Below are 17,768 nucleotides of genomic sequence, written 5' to 3' on the forward strand. Positions count from 1 at the left end.
AAAGATGCTTGAATTCGGTCCAAGACTTCCCGTAATATTTGGCAAGAGCACAATAGCCCGATCGAAAGCATCGAAGAGCCTTGATAAATAGTTTGCCATGCAGACTGTCTTCGGGATAAAATGTTAGAAAAGTTTAATGGGGAGTCGATGCCATGAGGGGAATACATTTAAGCATTAAAAATAAATTGATCATTTATTTCCTGATCTCTATTCTTTTGCCAACAACGATTATTTCGATTATTTTTTATACCCGGTCTTCTGAAATCATCACAGATAAGATCAACTTATCGATTGTCAAAAACTTAAGCTCTGTGGAATCCATTCTGCTGCAAAAGCTGGATTCGATCAACGATTTTTCTGTATTGATGGCGCTTAACCCTGAGCTGCAGCACATAATAAGCTCACCTCAGCCGGACAATGCAGATGGTATTATTGATGAGATCGTGAAGCTGGACCGAATATTGGATAGTTATTATTTGTCAGATTTTTCGGCATTGACGAAGACAGCGCTTTATCCCAAATTATTTGTAGTAAACCGACCTCAATACAAAAGTGTAAACATTACAGATAAGGTATTTGACATTAGCGTTGTAGAAAATCAAAAATGGTATTCGCAGCTTCCGAATCAGTTGACGATTGTTGGGATCGATCACATCACCGTGTTCGGGAAAAAGATTCAAACGATGAAGATAGCGAAGAAATTAGTCGCCTTAAGAGCTGCTGATATGGCACCATATGCAGCGCTGCTAACTACCGATATCGACGCCAACTTTTTCGTTGACCTGCTGAAAAATTATAAAATTACACCTGGAAGCTCAATTTCATTGCTTAATGCTGATGGTGATGTGCTTCTTAGCAGTGATTTATCCCCTGATGGCCCCCGCTCGGTTAAGGATTCGGAAGTGATCCGCAAGCTGGTTAAAGACATGCATGACCAAGCTGAACAATCTCATATGGATCACATAGATGGTAAACCGATGCTCATCTCAACCCATTATATCGTACCGCTGCAGTGGACCATTCTTTCCTTAACACCGTTGAATGAAGTTAATATTGAACAAAAAAAATTGAACCAGATCATGGTTTTCGTCATAGTGATCTGTATGTTATTTGCCTTACTTACGGCGTTGGTTCTCTCAGGCAACATATCCAAGCCCATACTGGCCTTGGTGAAGTCGATGTCCACCATTGAGCACGGTAATTTTGATATTAAATTAAGATATCGCAAGAAGGATGAATTCGGTATTTTATTTGAACAATACAAGCAGATGATGGAGAAGATCAAAGATCTCGTAGAAAGGTTGTATGTGAGTGAGGTAAGTAAAAAGGAAGCAGAATTGCAAGCCAAGGACGCGGAGCTGAAAGCCTTACAGGCGCAGATTAATCCGCACTTTCTGTATAATGCTCTGGATTCTATTAATTTATATGCAATGAGATACAATGTTCCTAATATTAGTGATATGGTTAGCTCGTTATCGAACTTCTTCAGGTATGGTCTTAGCAAAGGGAAAAGCATTATCACGCTTAATGATGAAAAGAAGCATGTGGAGAGCTATCTGGAAATTCAAAAAATGCGTTTTGGCGGCAAGCTGAACTATACTTTGGACTTTCCCAACGATATTCTGCAATGTCTGACAGTTAAATTAATTTTACAACCACTGGTTGAAAATTCAATTATACATGGTATTCAAAAGGTGGAGGGTGAGGGCTGGATCCGCTTAAGCGTCGTCAAGCAGGGGGAGAAGCTGCAAATCAGTATTTCCGATAATGGTGCAGGCGCTAATGTGGAAGAGATGCATGAAATGCTGGACTTTGAAAGCCATACGTCCAAATCGTTCGGCACGAGAAATGTAAACGAGCGGATTAAACGGTTATTTGGAATGAAGTATGGTGTTCGTTTTTACATCAATGAGGACGGCGGTTTAACGTCGGTAGTCGAAATTCCAATTTTATGGACAATGGAGGGTTACCATGTTGAGGATGGTATTAGCTGATGATGATTTTATTGTAAGAGAAACTTTGAGAGAGGTTATCCCTTGGGAGGAATTCGGAATTACGATTGTAGGAGAAGCGGAGCATGGACAGCAAGCCTTTGATTTGTGCAGTGAATTAGCTCCCGATATTTTGTTTACTGATATCAAGATGCCTTTTATGGATGGCTTGGAAGTCGCTATGAATTTGAAGGAAGCAGGCAGCAAAACCAAAATTATCATTATTAGCGGCATTCAGGATTTTAATTATGCCAAAACCGCATTGGAAATTAACGCTGAAGGCTATATTCTCAAGCCGATCAAGATCAATGATATTCGAGAGGTAATCACGAAGGTTGTAAGCAATATCGATATGGAACGTAATATGCACCACAAGATTGAACAGCTCAAGCAGCAGCTGAATGGAAATTCCAGACTGATGAAGGAAAAGTTTTTAAGAGATTTGCTGCTGGGCGTTGTCTTTAATGGACAGGAGATTCGGGATAAGCTGGATTACTTTCAATTACCTCTGCAAGCCGATGCCTGTTTGATGGTAGCCGTTATGCAAATGGACAACTATTTGAAGCAGATTGAAAATAAGAAAGAAGCAGAGAAGCAGCTTATGAGCTTTTCCATTCAAAATATTACAGACGAGATCTTCCGGAATTATGACGCTGGTATCGTTCATTGCTTGAATGAGAACGAGTTTGTGTTAATCTTCAATGAAAAGTCGCAGCACGACGATAAGCATATCCAAATCTGTGAGGAAATCATTCAGTCCTTATTTAAATATTTGAAAATTTCGGTCTCTATTGGAACCGGCAATCAGGTGGGAAGCATTGACCGCGTGTACGCTTCATACAAAAATGCGGTCCATGCTGTGCAGCATAAATTTTATACAGGTTTGCGCTCCATCATTCGCATTGAAGATATTACCAATCCGTGGCATGCGAAGCGTAAGCTGGACTCCATGGATTATACGAACTTGTTCGAAGCAGAGAACCGATTAATCGGCTTTATTATGCTCGGTGATACGAATGGCGGGTTACAGCTGCTGGATACGATTTTTAATGGGTTTCTGAACTCCGATGTGGAGTCCATCAGAGGCTTTTGCATGGAATTAATCAGTGGAACCTACCGAAAAGTATATGAAATGGGCGAGGATTTGGAGCGGATTCTTCCTAACCGCAATCTGGTTCTGTTTAACATATTAAAGGCAGAGCATATCCAGGAAATGAAGCTGCTCATGACCTCGATTTTCGTGGAGGCAGCCCATTATTACTCACAGAAGTATAACCAGAAGCATCTGGATCTTGTGAACAAAATCAAAGCTATTATTAAAAGACAGTATACGCAAAACCTGAGTTTATCGGAAATCGCCGATGAGGTATTTATGTCGGTTACTTATATTTGTTCGGTTTTCAAAAGAGAAACGGGTGAGACCATCAATGAATATTTGAATCAGGTCAGGATGGAGGAGGCAGGACGTTTATTAAAAACAACCAAAATGAAGATATGGGAAATCGCAGAAGGGCTCGGATACGATAACCACAATTACTTTAGTACGGCATTTAAGAAATATACGGGACTCCAACCCCAGCAATACCGGAATGAGCATAAATAATTAGAGTAGTCCTTAAGATATTAGAGTCTTTATCATAAGTTAATGCACTGACTTTAGAGTATCATTCCATTATGATCAATAGTGTAATCACAGCATATTGTCTAAGCGCTTACACAAGGCTGGATTATCCATAAATAGAATAGGGCGGTGTTAGAATGGGTTTGAACATGAGCAGATGGACAGGCATGGTATTGATGACAGCCATGGGTACGACGTTGCTGGCAGGCTGCAGCTCCACTCCAGAGAAGACCACAGGAGCAGCGGGTGTGACTGGCACACCGGATAACAAGGTAGTGACGATTCGCTTGTGGCACAACGATAAGAGCGAATTTATGAAACGCAAAATGGATGAATTTAACGCTACGATTGGCAAAGAGCAGGGAATCAATCTGGAGTTTCGCGCGATGGGTAATGATTATGCGGATGCGCTGAAGGTTGCCTTGGCCGCAGATCAGGGACCTGAGCTGTATAAGTTCGTGGGTACGGTGAAAGACCCGTTCATCAATGCAGGCTGGATGCTTCCGCTTGAGGACTTTGCCAAAGCCCCTGAATTTCTAAAGGACTATAAAGATATGATTATTCCGGAATATAACACTTACAAAGGGAAGACGTATTCCGTTCCATTCGTAGTGATTACGACCAAAATGCTGTATAACAAGCGGTTATTTGAAAAAGCGGGTATCAAAGAAGTTCCGCAAGCCTGGGACGAGGTTGTTTCGGCTGCTAAGAAAATTACAGCTGTAGGTGAAGGTAAGGAATATGGCTTTGGTACACATCTCAAGGATGTAGGCGCGATGGGCGGCAAATGGTCGAATGCCGTGATGTTTGCTCCATCGGTTGGACATATGGGATACGACTTCCAGAAGGGGCAATACCGATTTACTGATTTCAAACCGATTCTGGAGAAGATTGTTCAGATGAAGCAGGACAAGAGCATTTTCCCTGGAGCTGAGGGGATGGCGATTGATAATTTACGAGCGCAGTTTGCTGAGGGACGTATTGGTATGATGATGGGCGCGAGTTGGGAAGTCACTAACTTAACCGACGCCTTAAAGCCTAAGGATGATTGGGGCGTTGCGCATGTACCGGTGTTGGACACAGCAAAGCGCTATAAAGAATATGCTCAGATCGGCGATTACCTGGTGTTTGGAGCAGCTGCCAAAAAAAATCCGGAAAAAAGCTTTATTGTTTATGAATATGTACACAGCAAGAAATTCCAAAGGGATATGCATGAAGAAGGCGTAGATTTTATGGCAAATGCCAAAGCAATCGAAGGAGCAAAAACACCTGATAAGAAGGGGTGGAAGGAATTTTCTGATTTAAGCACTTCCTATTTCACCAAAACACCACCGGATGGAGCTATCAAGCTGGAGGGTGACACGTATCAGAATACGATTGGCAAGATTTTATCAGGCTCCGTAACCGATATCGGTAAAGAACTGGAAGGTCTGGACAAACGATACAACGACGCTTTGACACGGGCGATCAAGGATGGTTTTGATCTCGGTCCATTCAAGGACGCAGCTTGGGACACCAGATTGAAACCATGACAGATGTTTGGCAGGAAAGGAGCAGCTTATGAAGACCGCAACATTGAAATACCGCCAAAGGAATGAGCATTCCATCGTGGGCAGAGTGCTCGGTAAAGATTCATTTCAAGCCTATCTGATGCTGCTGCCGATGCTGATCGGATTTGCGTTCTTTACGATTTATCCCATGCTGTGGCTGATGAAATGGGCATTTTATGATTATGATGGCATAACGACGGCCAAATTCATCGGAATTGATAATTTTATAAGAGCTTTTACAAGAGATCCCAAATATTGGGAATCGTTGCTGAATACATTTATTATCGTTTTTGCCAAGCTAGTGATCGAGTTTCCGTTGGCCTTGTTCCTGGCGGTGCTGCTCAATAAGGGGACGCGAATCAATTCGATGTTCCGTACCGCTTTCTTTATACCGACGATTAATAGTACAGCTGTTATCGGTCTGATTTTCTTCCTCATGTTCGAGCCTTACCAGGGTATCGTGAACCAGGTGTTTATCAAAACCGGACTTATGGACACCTCGATTGAATGGTTTGGTACGAAGGCACTTGCTAACACCATCATTGTCATTGCCAGTGTTTGGCATAATTTCGGAATTAATATGGTGTTCTTTCTCATGGGTATGCAGACGATACCTAACGAATTGTATGAATGTGCTGAAATCGATGGGGTAACCCGATGGCAAAAGTTCATCTATATTACGCTGCCGATGCTGGCGCCTATCATGAAAGTTTTATTGATGCTGGCGATCATTGGAAGCATGAAGATGGCCGACTTGGTACTTGTACTCACGAATGGACAGCCTGGTGGACAGACGGAAGTGGTCATGACCTATGTATTCAAATACTTCTTCTCCTACGGAGTATCCGATTCGATGAATCAGTTCGGTTATGCGTCTTCGCTTTCTGTCATTACGGGTCTGGTGCTTGCTGTGATAACCGGATTGTATTATAAGCTGACCAAAAATGATTAAACCGTTTATTAGGAACCGAGGAGGTGCAGTTGCTTCACATGAATACCCATAAGGCCATCTCTTCCACGATACTGTATACGGGGCTAAGTATACTCTTTGTTCTGACGTTATTTCCTATCTTGTATACGATGCTCTCCTCCTTCAAGACCAATCTGGAGGTGATGTCCTCGGGCAGCTTGCTTCCAACCAGCTTCAGCGTTAAAAACTATGTGGATGCCTGGAAACTGGGACATTTCGATTTGTATACGTGGAATAGTATTTATATGACATTTTTCATTGTAGTGGGCACTATTGTCACTTCGACCATGGGTGGATATGTGTTTTCCAGAGGAAAATTTCCCGGTAAAAATCTGATTTTTGTCATACTCGTATCTACTATGTTTATTTCTGCAGGAACCCTGTATCTGTATCCGCAGCTGATCGTGGCCAAATTATTCCATCTCAACACGTCGTTGTGGGGAGTTATCATTATTAACATATTGGGCTTTAACATCACGCAGCTGTACATTGCCCGCAAATATATCGATACGATTTCTCCGGAAATTGATGAAGCAGCGAAGATGGACGGATGCAGTTTTTTCAGAATATTTTGGAATATGATATTTCCTCTGATCAAGCCTTTGATTGCAACGATTGGCCTATTATCCTTCATGAATGCATGGAACGATTACTTGCTTCCTATGGTATTCACAATTGGCAACCCGAATAATTCGCCACTTGTGGTCGGTGTCGTTGCACTTAAGAGTCGAGGAGAAACAGTAAGCTCGTGGAATTTGATGCTGGCTGGAACGACCATGTCGATTATCCCTATGCTGGTTGTATATTTATTCTTGAATCGATTCTTTATCGCAGGACTAACGAGTGGAGCTATTAAAGGCTAGTAAACCATACAATAACGATAGAAATAGGAGGAAAAATATAATGGCAGCAACAATAACAGGGATTATTCCCGCACTGGTGACACCCTTCGACAAGTATGGCAATTTGGTAAAGGATTCAGCTGAAAAGCTGTTGGAAAAGTATGTAGAGGAACGCGCAGATGGCCTATACATGCTGGGTTACACAGGCGAAGGCAGGCTGATGTCGGTAGCTGAGAGAAAAGAGTGGACAGAGGTCGTGCTTGGTATCAATAACGGAAGGATACCGGTTATTGTCCATGTCGGCTATTCCAATGAAGAAGAAGCCCTGGATCTAACCCGTCATGCAACGAAAGCAGGAGCCTTTGCTGTGTCTTCGGTACCTTTATCCAATTCAGCTACGCTGCAAGAAAACGTGTTGTATTTTAAAAACCTCGCTGAAGCTTCCGATCTTCCTTTCTATATTTACTGGAATCAGGAGATTATTGATAATGAGACAGGAAAACGTGCAGCTGCGGTGAAGCTTGTGGAAACGATGTCACAGGTCAGGAATTTTGCCGGTATTAAATATACGGACAGCAACTTCTACTACTTGGAGCGAATCAGAAAATATATGCCGGAGCTGAATCTGCTCACCGGTGTCGATACAATGGTTCAAGCAGGAGCGCTGTTAGGTGCGGATGGAGCGATAGGTGCGCTGCAAAGTGTGACCTGCGGACATATGCGCGTCATGTGGGATGAATACAAGGCTGGTAATCTGGAAAAAGCACAAAAGCTCCAAATACAGGCAAACAACGTATATGAAATGCTGGATCGCCCGGATGTTGGCGTGATTCCAGGTATTAAAGTGATCATGGAGCACGAAGGAATTCCTGGCTTGCCTAAATTGCCAACACCACCGCTTACTGATCCTGTTATTATTAAGCAATTATTAGAAGTGTATGAAAGCAATATCGTAAATAAAGTGACAGCCAACTCGTAATTCGATGCTGGAGTTTCGTATCGATTATATATCAGCAGCAGGAGGAATTTATGAAGCCGCAACCGTTAGCACATTGGGGATTGAACACGAGCAGACTCGTATTTGGATGTATGGGATTGGGAGGGGACTGGACTAATGGGCCTATCACCAAAGAACATGTACATCAAGCTGAACAAGTAACCGAGGCTGCTTTAGAAGCCGGTATTAGCATGTTCGATCATGCAGACATTTATCGGAGTGGCAAGGCAGAGCTCGTATTCGGGCAAATGCTGAAAGCTCGTCCTTCTTTACGGGATAACATGATTATTCAGTCCAAATGCGGCATTCGCTTCGCGGACGGTGATGGTCCGGGACGTTATGATTTTTCAAAAGACTATATCCTGAATTCCGTGGAGGGAATTCTGAAGCGTCTCGGAATCGAGACTTTGGATATACTGCTGCTTCATCGTCCAGATCCATTGATGGAGCCAGACGAAGTTGCCGAAGCAATCGAAACCTTGTATACGTCAGGCAAGGTTAAACGATTCGGTGTATTCAACATGAGCGCAGGACAAATCCGTTTCTTGCAGCAGGCTTCATCGCAACCGTTCATCGTCAATCAGCTCGAAATAAGCCTTGCGCATCTGCACTTCCTTGATCAGGGGGTTCACATCAACCAGGAAGCTGGAACCAGCGTCAATTTCGCTGATGGATTGTTGGAGTATTGCCAGACTGAGCACATTCAGGTTCAAGCCTGGAGTCCACTCGCCAAGGGTATATTCTCCGGGCAGCCGGTAGACGGGGCATCGGAAGCTGTTCGTCAAACAGCGGCTTTAGTGGCGAAGCTGGCACAGCAGAAGGAAACGTCGCAAGAGGCGATTGTTCTTGGCTGGCTCATGAGGCATCCAGCTCGAATCCAGCCTGTGATCGGTACGACCAACCTGCAGAGAATTGTTGCCTGCCGAGACGCTGAACGTCAAGCAGAGCTAATGACACGGGAAGAATGGTATCAGCTCTATGTCAGTGCCCGTGGCGTAAAATTACCTTAATAAGAGAGGAACTAACCATGACTATCACTAAAGGTATATGGCCAACAATGGTTACTCCATTCAAGGCAACCAAACAAATAGATTACGATGGGTTGGAGCGGTTGATCGAATGGTATATAGCGAAAGGTGTACATGGATTGTTTGCCGTGTGCTTATCAAGCGAAATGTATCATCTTTCTCTAGCCGAGCGTGTGCAGGTAGCAAAGTTTGTTAAAGAGCAAGCAGGCAGCAGAGTACCGGTTGTCGCATCCGGCCATATTTCTTATTCGATAGAGGACCAGATTGAAGAAATCAAACAAATATCGGCTACGGGTGTGGATGCCTTCGTATTAAATGTGAATCGTTTGGCTACCGCCTACGAGTCTGAAGAGGTTTTTAAACAAAATGTTGAGACCATCCTGACTAACGTGCCACATATCAAATTTGGACTATACGAATGCCCGGTTCCATACAAACGCTCCTTAACACCCGAATTGCTGAAATGGTGCGCGGATACAAACCGATTTTATTTCCTGAAGGATACGGAAGGTGTCCCGGCGCATATGCAAGCCAAGCTGGAGGCTGTGAAAGGCACACAGCTGCAAATCTTTAATGCAGAATCGGCAACGCTATTAAGTTCCTTAGAGCAAGGTGCATCAGGTTATAGTGGAATTATGGCCAACTTCCAACCTGATTTATATGTCAGACTGTTTGATCTTTACGCAACGAATCCGGAGCAAGCAAGACGATTGCAAAATTATATCGGAATGTCTTCTGCCATGGGACGTGTGCTCTATCCGGCAGGCTCCAAATATTATCTGCAATTGGAAGGCTTGGAAATTTTATTGGATGGACGTACAGTCAGTAAGGAGCTTTTTAATGTATATATGAAGCAGGAGATTGAACAATTAAGATTGTCGGATAATGATTTGCGAAATCAGATTAAATCGATATAAATAGTCATACATTAAATATGAAATGGTTGATCTCACATTGTTGATGATCAGCCTTTTTTTTATTTTCATGCAGAGAATCTGAAGTTGGGGACAATAATATACGATCCGGTATTTGCCAAAAAGGACTTGTTTTATTATTGCATAGATTACATTAAAATAATCCTTATTTCATCTGTAATTTTACATTATTTCTGTCATGAGGATTTGTTATAATGATCAGATGCTTTAGAAACTTACATGACTTGACGAGGCAGGTGACCTGAATGTATAAACGCAGCTTATTTGTCAAATTATTAGTTTGGTCCCTTCTGGCTACGACCATACCTTTTCTATGCTCCAACTTAATTTCGTACAGGTCAACCTCAGCTACACTTCAGGCGAACATGATCGAGCTGAATCGGAAAACGATGAGTATTGGCATGGAAAACGTCAAAAAATATTTAGAGGAATTAAATCAATTATCGGTATCGTGGTACTACGATCAAAGTCTGATGGAGTACCTCTGGCTGGAAAAAACGAATTTTCAACAGGATATTTATATCGACCGTCAAGTGGCTTATTTAATGTACAGTCGGCCTGAAATTAAAGTAGTCAATTTTCATAGCGGGATGAGTGGGCAAAAATATGCGAAGCTAAACTATTCAGTCTTGAAAATTTCCCAACAATTGCAGCTCCCATCCGATCAGAAAGAATCGTGGACCACCATTCCTGATTTTGAGATGCAGCAGTTGAACGGCAACCGCTATTTAACCATTAATAAGAAGCTCATTGATTATCCGAAGCCTAATGTGCTGGGCATGCTGTCCATGTATATTTCGTTAGACGAGATTGGGCGATTAAGCAGACAGCTATTCGATCCAGATCAAGAGTCGCTGTTTATGTTGATGAAGGACAGTGGAGAGCTTATGTATGCGCCCAAAGAAGCATCGGATACATCTGCTATGCAGCCAACAGAGCTTGGTTTGAACATGCATGAGCAGCCGGGATATCGATACGGTGAATATAACGGTAAAAAAGGAGTATTCATCATCGTAAACGACACGTTTTATGAGATGCCGCTGACCATGATCAAATTTATTCCTTCGGATTTCATTAACCAGGCAGCCCAAAAAACGTTGGATCAATCCATTGCTATCCAGTTCATAGCGCTTGCATTCATTCTATTGTTTACATTCATCATCTCCTACTCGACCATTACGCCTATTAAAAGGCTGATTCGCAATATGACCCGAGTGGAGATCGGACAATTCGATGTCGAAGAATTCAAGACCCGAGAGGACGAAATCGGCATTCTCGAGCTTCGGTTTCAAACGATGGTGCGCAATTTGAAGGAAATGATTATTCGGGAGTACGAACAGCGCATTGAAATCTCAACGGCCCAGCTAAAAATGCTGCAGGCGCAAATTAATCCGCATTTTTTATATAACACGCTGCAATCGATTGGTACCGTCGCACTCCGTCATGGGGTCGAGGAAATTAATGATAAAATATTTCAGCTGGGGTCGATCTTGAGGTACAGCATGGATTTCAATACGGAAACCGTTTACTTGCAGCAGGAGATTGAGCATATCGAGGATTATCTTTCACTTCAGGAAAACAGGTTCAAGCACAAGCTGTCATACAGCATACACTGTGAACCGGACGCGCTAAAAGTGAGTGTTCCCAAAATGATTTTGCAGCCGCTTGTTGAGAACAGCATTATCCATGGCATCGAAAGTGGGACAGGCATGGGTATGATTCATTTGGACATGGCACTGGACGCTGGCTGGTTGACCATTCGCATTACAGACAATGGGAAAGGAATGGATTATAACGAAATCGAACAGGTTCAGCTGCGCTTTCACGAACCTAACGTTTACAAACGAGAGGAAGGCGGCATAGGCTTGATCAATGTGCTGCAGCGATTACGGCTCAAATATGGAGATCAATTTAAGTGGCATATGACCAGCACACCTTATGACAAAACGGAAATTAGTCTGATCATTCCGATCCAGGAGGACCTATAGTATGAATGTATTAATTGTCGATGATGAAGAGCACGTTAGAGAGGCAATTGACCTGTCAGTTGATTGGGAGAAATTTGGTGTTACTGGCAGGTATATGGCCGGGAACGGGATAGAAGCGCTGGAGTGCTTGAAAGCCTATAAGCCAGCTGTCATGTTCTGTGATATGAGAATGCCTCAGATGAACGGGATTGAGCTGCTCCAAAAAATAAAGGAGGAAGGCTACGATACACATGTTATTGTGATCAGCGGCTACGACGATTTTGAATACACCCGCGCAACGATCAAGGCCAAGGGAGTCGACTACATCTTAAAGCCGTTCCGTAGAAAAGATGTAGAAGATGCTCTGCAAAAGGCCATTCAGGTTTGGAAGGAACATTCAGATTCGAAGCAAACCGAAATGGAAAGGGGATATATGGTACGGAAAGCAGATGCCCTGCTGGATGAAAAAAAGCTGGCATCCTACTTCCGTGGGGAGATTCCTTTATCGCCATCCGTACGCAAAATATTTGAGAAAACGGGTCTGCCCGAGCAATCAATCAAAATCGCCCTCATACTCCCCAAAAACCGAAAACGTATTCTGGATCAGCGCTTTCTGATGGATGACGATTTGTTCACGTATGCGGTCGGCAACATTGCCCAATATGCGCTTGGCAGCCACTTTGCCCATTATCTCTGTAGACTAGATGATTATCAATGGCTGCTGCTTATGGGTGGAGATACTTGGGGATCGAACGAGGAGGATTACAAGTTCTATGTGGACCGGTTGATGCGGGCATGGAAGCAGACGATTCAACTCGATGTAATGGTTGGCTCGAACAGAGGGTTTGCCGATTTAACGCACATTCATAAAGTCATAGGAGACGCAAGGAATACGCTCTTAAATGGGGATGTGCTGTCAGAGGGTGCTCATCCAGCTGCTAAAGCGCCGCATGAGCTTCCATCCTTGATGAACGAATTATTTTTGCTGAAAAAAGTGATAGAAACGGGCAATAAAGCGTTTGCCACAGATCTCCTGAACAAGTACACAGACGCTTTAAGACAAAGAGGAGCATTGCTGCTTAAGGAACTTCAGGTGTGCACGATGGAAGCGAATTTACTGCTAGGCCGCTGTAAGCAATTGGTTCAGAATCAGACAGATGATGTGCAGGTCCCGTATATGCCGCTGTGGATTAACGATTTGGATGAATGGGAGAAGGTACTCGTAGATCAAGTCCACACTTTAATAGAAGGCTTGAATCCGCTTACCTCATCAGGTAGAAGTATGGCGGACATTAAGGATTATTTGGATACGCATTTTTATGAGGATATTTCATTAACCTTTTTAGCGGAGCAATTTCATTTTAGTCCACAATATATATCCAAGAAGTTCAAGGATACTTACCATACAACGGTTGTAAGCTATTTAACTGATTTAAAAATGGAACGGGCCAAAGCGCTGCTGGAAGGAACGACACTTTCCATAGCTGATATCGCCAATCAACTCGGATACGATGATGAGAATTACTTTAGTAAAGTGTTTAAAAAACAGGTCGGCGTGTCGCCGTTTCCGTATCGTAAAGAAAATGAGATTAAATAATTACCTTTTTCAGCGCGTATATTCCATGCCCGACGAAGTCATAATTCTTTACAATAAGGATAGTTCAACAATGAATTGAAGAACACTTAGGAGGAGTCTTAGATGAGAAAATGGATGTCCACAGTGACCGCTACCGCTTTGATGGTTACCATCCTGGCAGGATGTGCCGGGGGGGAGGAAGCCCCCAAAACAAGCGCGTCGTCCCAGCAAAGCACAGGTCCGAAGATTACGCTCAAGCTGATTCAGGGTAAAGTGGAAGTTACCGATCAAATCAAACAAATGGCAGCCGATTACACGAAGGATAATCCCAACGTAACGATCGATGCCCAGGTCGTACGGGATTTGGATACGATGCTGAAAACAAGATTTGCTTCCGGGGATGAGCCGGACGTATTTTTCACCAAAAGCTTCAGTGGTGTTAACGACTGGAGTGAACGACTACTTGATTTGTCAGGTGAGCCGTGGATGAACCAGGTGATGGATTCTGCGATGCCCGGGATGACCATCAATGGCAAAAAGTACGGTTTCCCGACTGCTATGGAAGGTTATGGATTTATTTACAATAAAGACTTGTTTGCCAAGGCTGGTATTGACAAGGTGCCAACCACTTTGACAGAGCTCAAGCAAATGAATGAAAAGCTAAAGGCGGCTGGAATTCCCTCTTATGCCGAAGCGTACAAAGAAGGATTTGTATTGGGGCGCAACCTGTTCAACCTGCCATTCGCTTATGCCAAGGATTCGACGGATTTGATTGGCAAAATTAACGCAGGCACAGCTAAAGTACAAGACGTTCCACTGCTGGATAACTTTTTTGATGTATTGGACATGACTGTCAAATATGGAAAAGGTGTTGAATCCGTAGGTGTTAGCTATGATAACCAGGTTGCTGATTTTTCATCCGGCAAAACGGCTATGATGCAGCAAGGGGTGTGGACGATCGATTTGATCACGAAAGTGAACCCGAAGCTCAATATCGGTATGTTCGCGATTCCATTAACCGACAATCCAAGCGATACCAAGCTTCCAGTAGGGATTCCTACTTACTATGTAATCAATAAAAACTCCAAGCAAGTCGAGGAATCCAAGAAGTTTCTGATCTGGCTGCACAAGAATGGCCAAAAATATTTGGTCGATTCGATGCACCTGATCCCGGCCTTTAAAGATATGAAGGCGACCAAGGAATTGGGTCCGCTTGCAGCTGATATGAACACATATGTTGAGAAAAATCAAACGATTCCTTGGGCATATTCGTTGTGGCCTGCCGGGATGGATGTGCAATTCACGAAAGCACTGCAAGCTTACGTCGGAGGTCAGCTAACCAAAGAGAAAACGCTGGAAGAAATTCAGAAAATGTGGACCACTGCAGTGAAAAAATAAATAAAATCAAGGGGTCGGCCCATGCATCGATACCCGCCCTGTTGAGGCAAAACGGCATGGGCTGATCGTTTAAACGGGAGAAGAGGAGTATTCTTCATGTCGCGAATGAGAACCAGAAAATTATTGATATATATCGCCTTTGTCTCCCCGGCTGTTCTTTTCTTCGCTTTGTTCATTTTGCTGCCTTTTATTAGAGCTATTATTTTTTCCTTCCAGGACTGGAACGGGATCAGCAGTGAAATCAAGTGGGCCGGATGGAGCAATTACAAACGACTGCTGGAAGATACAGAGCATATGAAATCCTTTATCTTTACGATGAAGTATGTTTTTGTCAGTACGATATTGGTAAATTTGGTCGGATTTGCTCTTGCTTTTGTACTTAATATGGCACTTAAAACGAAAAATGCATTAAGAACCGTGTTTTTTCTGCCGCACGTGATGGGGTCGCTTGTGATCGGATTCATCTGGCAGTTTATTATTACACAAGGCTTTCCGCAAATTGCGAGCTTAACAGGAATCGAGATTTTTCAAAAAAACTGGCTCAGTATTCCGGAGTACGCTTTCTGGTCGCTGATCCTGGTGAGTGTGTGGCATTACGCTGGTTATCTGATGGTTATCTATCTTGCTGCGCTGCAAGGAATTCCTACCGATTTATTGGAGGCCGCTCAAATTGATGGCGCTAATCGTTGGCATCGGCTTCAAAAGATCATTATTCCACTGATTATGCCTGCCATTACAGTATGTCTCTTTCTTGCCATTTCACACGGGTTCAAGGTGTTCGATCTGAACTTCGCATTGACGAAAGGCGGACCTTACGGAACGACGGAATCGCTCGCTCTGCATATTTATCTGGACGCCTTCACTAAAAATGAATACACGTATGCTTCGGCTAAAGCCGTTGTGTTCTTTGTCATCTTGGCATCAGTTACCGTAGTACAAGTGTTTGTTATGAAGCGCAAGGAGGTGGAAATGTAATGAAGGAACAATATACTTTAGGCAAGTTCGTGATCGAGCTGTTCATGATCATCCTGGCCGTACTGTTCTTTTTTCCACTGTATTTGACATTTGTTAACGGCTTTAAAAAGTATAACGAAGTGATGGCCTCAACAGCGTCGCTGCCCGAATCTTTTCAATTTTCCAATTTCGTTACCGTGTGGCAGCAAATCCATTTTCCGGGTGTATTTGCGAACTCCTTGATCATTACAGTAGCGAGCGTCATGGGTATATTGCTCATCAGCTCTGCCGCCGCATACCAATTGGTGAGAAGTCCCGGTATTGTCAGTCATGTGATTTTTTTGGTCATCTTGTCCTCGTTGGTCATTCCTTTTCAATCGATGATGATTCCGCTTGTGAAGGTAGCCAAGGATTTCCATCTGATTAATTCACTATACGGCATGATCCTGATGTATTTGGGATTCGGCACACCACTCGCTTTGTTTCTTTATCACGGCTTTGTCAAAGGTATCCCGATTGAATTGGAGGAAGCTGCGACCATTGACGGCAGCAGCACGGTCGGCGTATTTTTCCGCATTTTACTTCCGCTGCTCGCTCCGATCACAACGACGATTGCGATTTTGCATACATTATGGATCTGGAATGACTTTCTGCTGCCGTTCATCATGCTAAGCGCTAAAGCTAATCAGACGATTCCGCTCGCAACATATGTATATTTCGGTGAATATACGAACCAATGGCATTTGGCATTGGCGGCGCTGACGTTGGCCATTGTTCCGATCATTATTTTCTTTTTGGTTATGCAGAGATATATTATTCAAGGCATTACGGCGGGAGCTGTAAAAGGCTAAAGAATAACAATAAGGATAGGTATAGGGAGGCGTCACCATATGACAAACATACGAATAGGCGTTATCGGCTGTGGAGCCATTGCAAGAAGAAGGCATTTACCTGAGTATGCCTACCAGCCCAATGTTGAAATCGTGGCGGTTGCCGACACGAATCAGGAACGTGCAGAAGAAATGGCTGCTCTATATGGAGCGAATGCTTATACGGATTATCGCGAACTGCTTCAGCACGAAGGCTTGGATGCTGTCAGCGTATGCTTGCCTAACGCGCTGCATGCTCCGGTAAGCATAGCTGCACTGGAAGCGGGTAAGCATGTTCTATGCGAGAAGCCAATGGCTATCTCCATTGCGGAAGCGAGCGCGATGATTGCAGCCTCGGAGACAACCGGCAAGCTCCTGATGATCGGGCATAACCAGCGTCTCATGCTGCCTCACGTTAAAGCCAAAGAAATATTGGACAGCGGTGTGCTTGGACGTGTTCTGACGTTCCGTACCTCGTTTGGACATGGTGGTCCTGAAACGTGGAGCATAGAAGGAGCCGGAGGCTGGTTTTTCCAAAAAAAGCTTGCCTTTATCGGAGCCATGGGTGATCTGGGCGTTCATAAGACGGATCTCATCCGTTTCCTTCTGGGAGAGGAGATCGTCGAGGTAGGAGCATTTGTCGGCACGCTGCAAAAGCAAGATACGGATGTTGACGATAACGCTGTATGTGTGCTCAAAAGCGAGAACGGCATCATCGGGACGCTGGCTGCCAGCTGGACTTATAAGGCCAAGGAAGATAACAGCACAGTGCTGTATTGCGAGAACGGTATTTTGCGACTGATTGAGGATGCTACCTATAATGTCATCATTGATTTTAATAATGGGGAAAGAGTACTTCACCAGATGGGAAAAGTCGCTACGAATGATAAGCAAACCGAGAGCGGTATCGTCCGCACCTTTATCCATCATATCACTACGAATACGAAACCGTCGATTTCCGGCGAAGAAGGCTTGAAATCGTTGAAGGTTATACTTGCCGCATTAGAATCGGCAGAAACTGGGACCATAGTGCGCGTGCAATAACGAAATACACATAAAAAGGAGCAGGG

The 17,768-nt window shown here is 43.7% G+C and carries 14 protein-coding genes; all 14 read left to right on the forward strand.

From position 1 onward, the window contains the following. Positions 1 to 152: 152 nt before the first annotated feature. Positions 153 to 1,994 carry a sensor histidine kinase gene (locus LRL21_RS21290; protein WP_240417797.1) on the forward strand — a complete coding sequence of 614 codons (1,842 nt, stop codon included), beginning with the start codon at positions 153 to 155 and terminating at the stop codon, positions 1,992 to 1,994. Further along, on the forward strand, positions 1,972 to 3,594 hold the full coding sequence (locus LRL21_RS21295) for a response regulator (RefSeq protein ID WP_240417798.1): 1,623 nt from the start codon (positions 1,972 to 1,974) through the stop codon (positions 3,592 to 3,594). The genes LRL21_RS21290 and LRL21_RS21295 overlap by 23 nt, the downstream gene beginning before the upstream one ends. Positions 3,595 to 3,761: 167 nt before the next feature. Continuing rightward, a complete protein-coding gene (locus LRL21_RS21300; protein ID WP_240417799.1) occupies positions 3,762 to 5,144 on the forward strand; it encodes an ABC transporter substrate-binding protein in 1,383 nt (460 codons plus the stop codon). A 28-nt stretch (positions 5,145 to 5,172) separates the two neighbouring features. After that, on the forward strand, positions 5,173 to 6,114 hold the full coding sequence (locus tag LRL21_RS21305; RefSeq protein ID WP_240417800.1) for a carbohydrate ABC transporter permease: 942 nt from the start codon (positions 5,173 to 5,175) through the stop codon (positions 6,112 to 6,114). A 38-nt stretch (positions 6,115 to 6,152) separates the two neighbouring features. After that, a complete protein-coding gene (locus LRL21_RS21310) occupies positions 6,153 to 6,995 on the forward strand; it encodes a carbohydrate ABC transporter permease (protein WP_076234907.1) in 843 nt (280 codons plus the stop codon). 40 nt (positions 6,996 to 7,035) lie between these two features. Beyond that, positions 7,036 to 7,953, forward strand: coding sequence for a dihydrodipicolinate synthase family protein (locus LRL21_RS21315; protein WP_240417801.1), 918 nt, complete (start codon positions 7,036 to 7,038; stop codon positions 7,951 to 7,953). Between the two features lie 50 nt (positions 7,954 to 8,003). Continuing rightward, positions 8,004 to 8,981: an aldo/keto reductase gene (locus tag LRL21_RS21320; RefSeq protein WP_240417802.1), complete on the forward strand. Its 978-nt coding sequence runs from the start codon at positions 8,004 to 8,006 to the stop codon at positions 8,979 to 8,981. A 17-nt stretch (positions 8,982 to 8,998) separates the two neighbouring features. Further along, complete coding sequence (locus tag LRL21_RS21325; RefSeq protein WP_240417803.1) at positions 8,999 to 9,916, forward strand: dihydrodipicolinate synthase family protein; 918 nt, start codon at positions 8,999 to 9,001, stop codon at positions 9,914 to 9,916. A gap of 263 nt (positions 9,917 to 10,179) precedes the next feature. Then, positions 10,180 to 11,922 (forward strand): sensor histidine kinase, encoded by a 1,743-nt coding sequence (locus LRL21_RS21330; RefSeq protein ID WP_240417804.1) that lies wholly within the window; start codon positions 10,180 to 10,182, stop codon positions 11,920 to 11,922. 1 nt (position 11,923) lies between these two features. Continuing rightward, on the forward strand, positions 11,924 to 13,498 hold the full coding sequence (locus LRL21_RS21335) for a response regulator transcription factor (protein WP_240417805.1): 1,575 nt from the start codon (positions 11,924 to 11,926) through the stop codon (positions 13,496 to 13,498). Positions 13,499 to 13,600: 102 nt separating this feature from the next. After that, positions 13,601 to 14,875, forward strand: a complete 1,275-nt coding sequence (locus tag LRL21_RS21340) for an ABC transporter substrate-binding protein (protein WP_240417806.1) — start codon at positions 13,601 to 13,603, stop codon at positions 14,873 to 14,875. 96 nt (positions 14,876 to 14,971) lie between these two features. Then, positions 14,972 to 15,850, forward strand: coding sequence for a carbohydrate ABC transporter permease (locus tag LRL21_RS21345; protein ID WP_076234921.1), 879 nt, complete (start codon positions 14,972 to 14,974; stop codon positions 15,848 to 15,850). Then, complete coding sequence (locus tag LRL21_RS21350; protein WP_240417807.1) at positions 15,850 to 16,680, forward strand: carbohydrate ABC transporter permease; 831 nt, start codon at positions 15,850 to 15,852, stop codon at positions 16,678 to 16,680. The genes LRL21_RS21345 and LRL21_RS21350 overlap by 1 nt, the downstream gene beginning before the upstream one ends. 39 nt (positions 16,681 to 16,719) lie before the next feature. Beyond that, a complete protein-coding gene (locus LRL21_RS21355; protein ID WP_240417808.1) occupies positions 16,720 to 17,742 on the forward strand; it encodes a Gfo/Idh/MocA family protein in 1,023 nt (340 codons plus the stop codon). The last annotated feature ends 26 nt before the right edge of the window (positions 17,743 to 17,768 follow it).

The organism is Paenibacillus periandrae (assembly GCF_022458865.1).
GTDB lineage: Bacteria > Bacillota > Bacilli > Paenibacillales > NBRC-103111 > Paenibacillus_S > Paenibacillus_S periandrae.

Bases quoted from the DNA above. Each gene is read 5' to 3' on its own strand.
- LRL21_RS21330 (WP_240417804.1), top strand. From the start codon at position 10,180: ATGTATAAACGCAGCTTATTTGTCAAATTATTAGTTTGGTCCCTTCTG.
- LRL21_RS21350 (WP_240417807.1), top strand. From the start codon at position 15,850: ATGAAGGAACAATATACTTTAGGCAAGTTCGTGATCGAGCTGTTCATG.
- LRL21_RS21310 (WP_076234907.1), top strand. From the start codon at position 6,153: ATGAATACCCATAAGGCCATCTCTTCCACGATACTGTATACGGGGCTA.
- LRL21_RS21325 (WP_240417803.1), top strand. From the start codon at position 8,999: ATGACTATCACTAAAGGTATATGGCCAACAATGGTTACTCCATTCAAG.
- LRL21_RS21295 (WP_240417798.1), top strand. From the start codon at position 1,972: ATGTTGAGGATGGTATTAGCTGATGATGATTTTATTGTAAGAGAAACT.
- LRL21_RS21315 (WP_240417801.1), top strand. From the start codon at position 7,036: ATGGCAGCAACAATAACAGGGATTATTCCCGCACTGGTGACACCCTTC.
- LRL21_RS21300 (WP_240417799.1), top strand. From the start codon at position 3,762: ATGAGCAGATGGACAGGCATGGTATTGATGACAGCCATGGGTACGACG.
- LRL21_RS21335 (WP_240417805.1), top strand. From the start codon at position 11,924: ATGAATGTATTAATTGTCGATGATGAAGAGCACGTTAGAGAGGCAATT.
- LRL21_RS21340 (WP_240417806.1), top strand. From the start codon at position 13,601: ATGAGAAAATGGATGTCCACAGTGACCGCTACCGCTTTGATGGTTACC.
- LRL21_RS21290 (WP_240417797.1), top strand. From the start codon at position 153: ATGAGGGGAATACATTTAAGCATTAAAAATAAATTGATCATTTATTTC.
- LRL21_RS21305 (WP_240417800.1), top strand. From the start codon at position 5,173: ATGAAGACCGCAACATTGAAATACCGCCAAAGGAATGAGCATTCCATC.
- LRL21_RS21320 (WP_240417802.1), top strand. From the start codon at position 8,004: ATGAAGCCGCAACCGTTAGCACATTGGGGATTGAACACGAGCAGACTC.
- LRL21_RS21345 (WP_076234921.1), top strand. From the start codon at position 14,972: ATGTCGCGAATGAGAACCAGAAAATTATTGATATATATCGCCTTTGTC.
- LRL21_RS21355 (WP_240417808.1), top strand. From the start codon at position 16,720: ATGACAAACATACGAATAGGCGTTATCGGCTGTGGAGCCATTGCAAGA.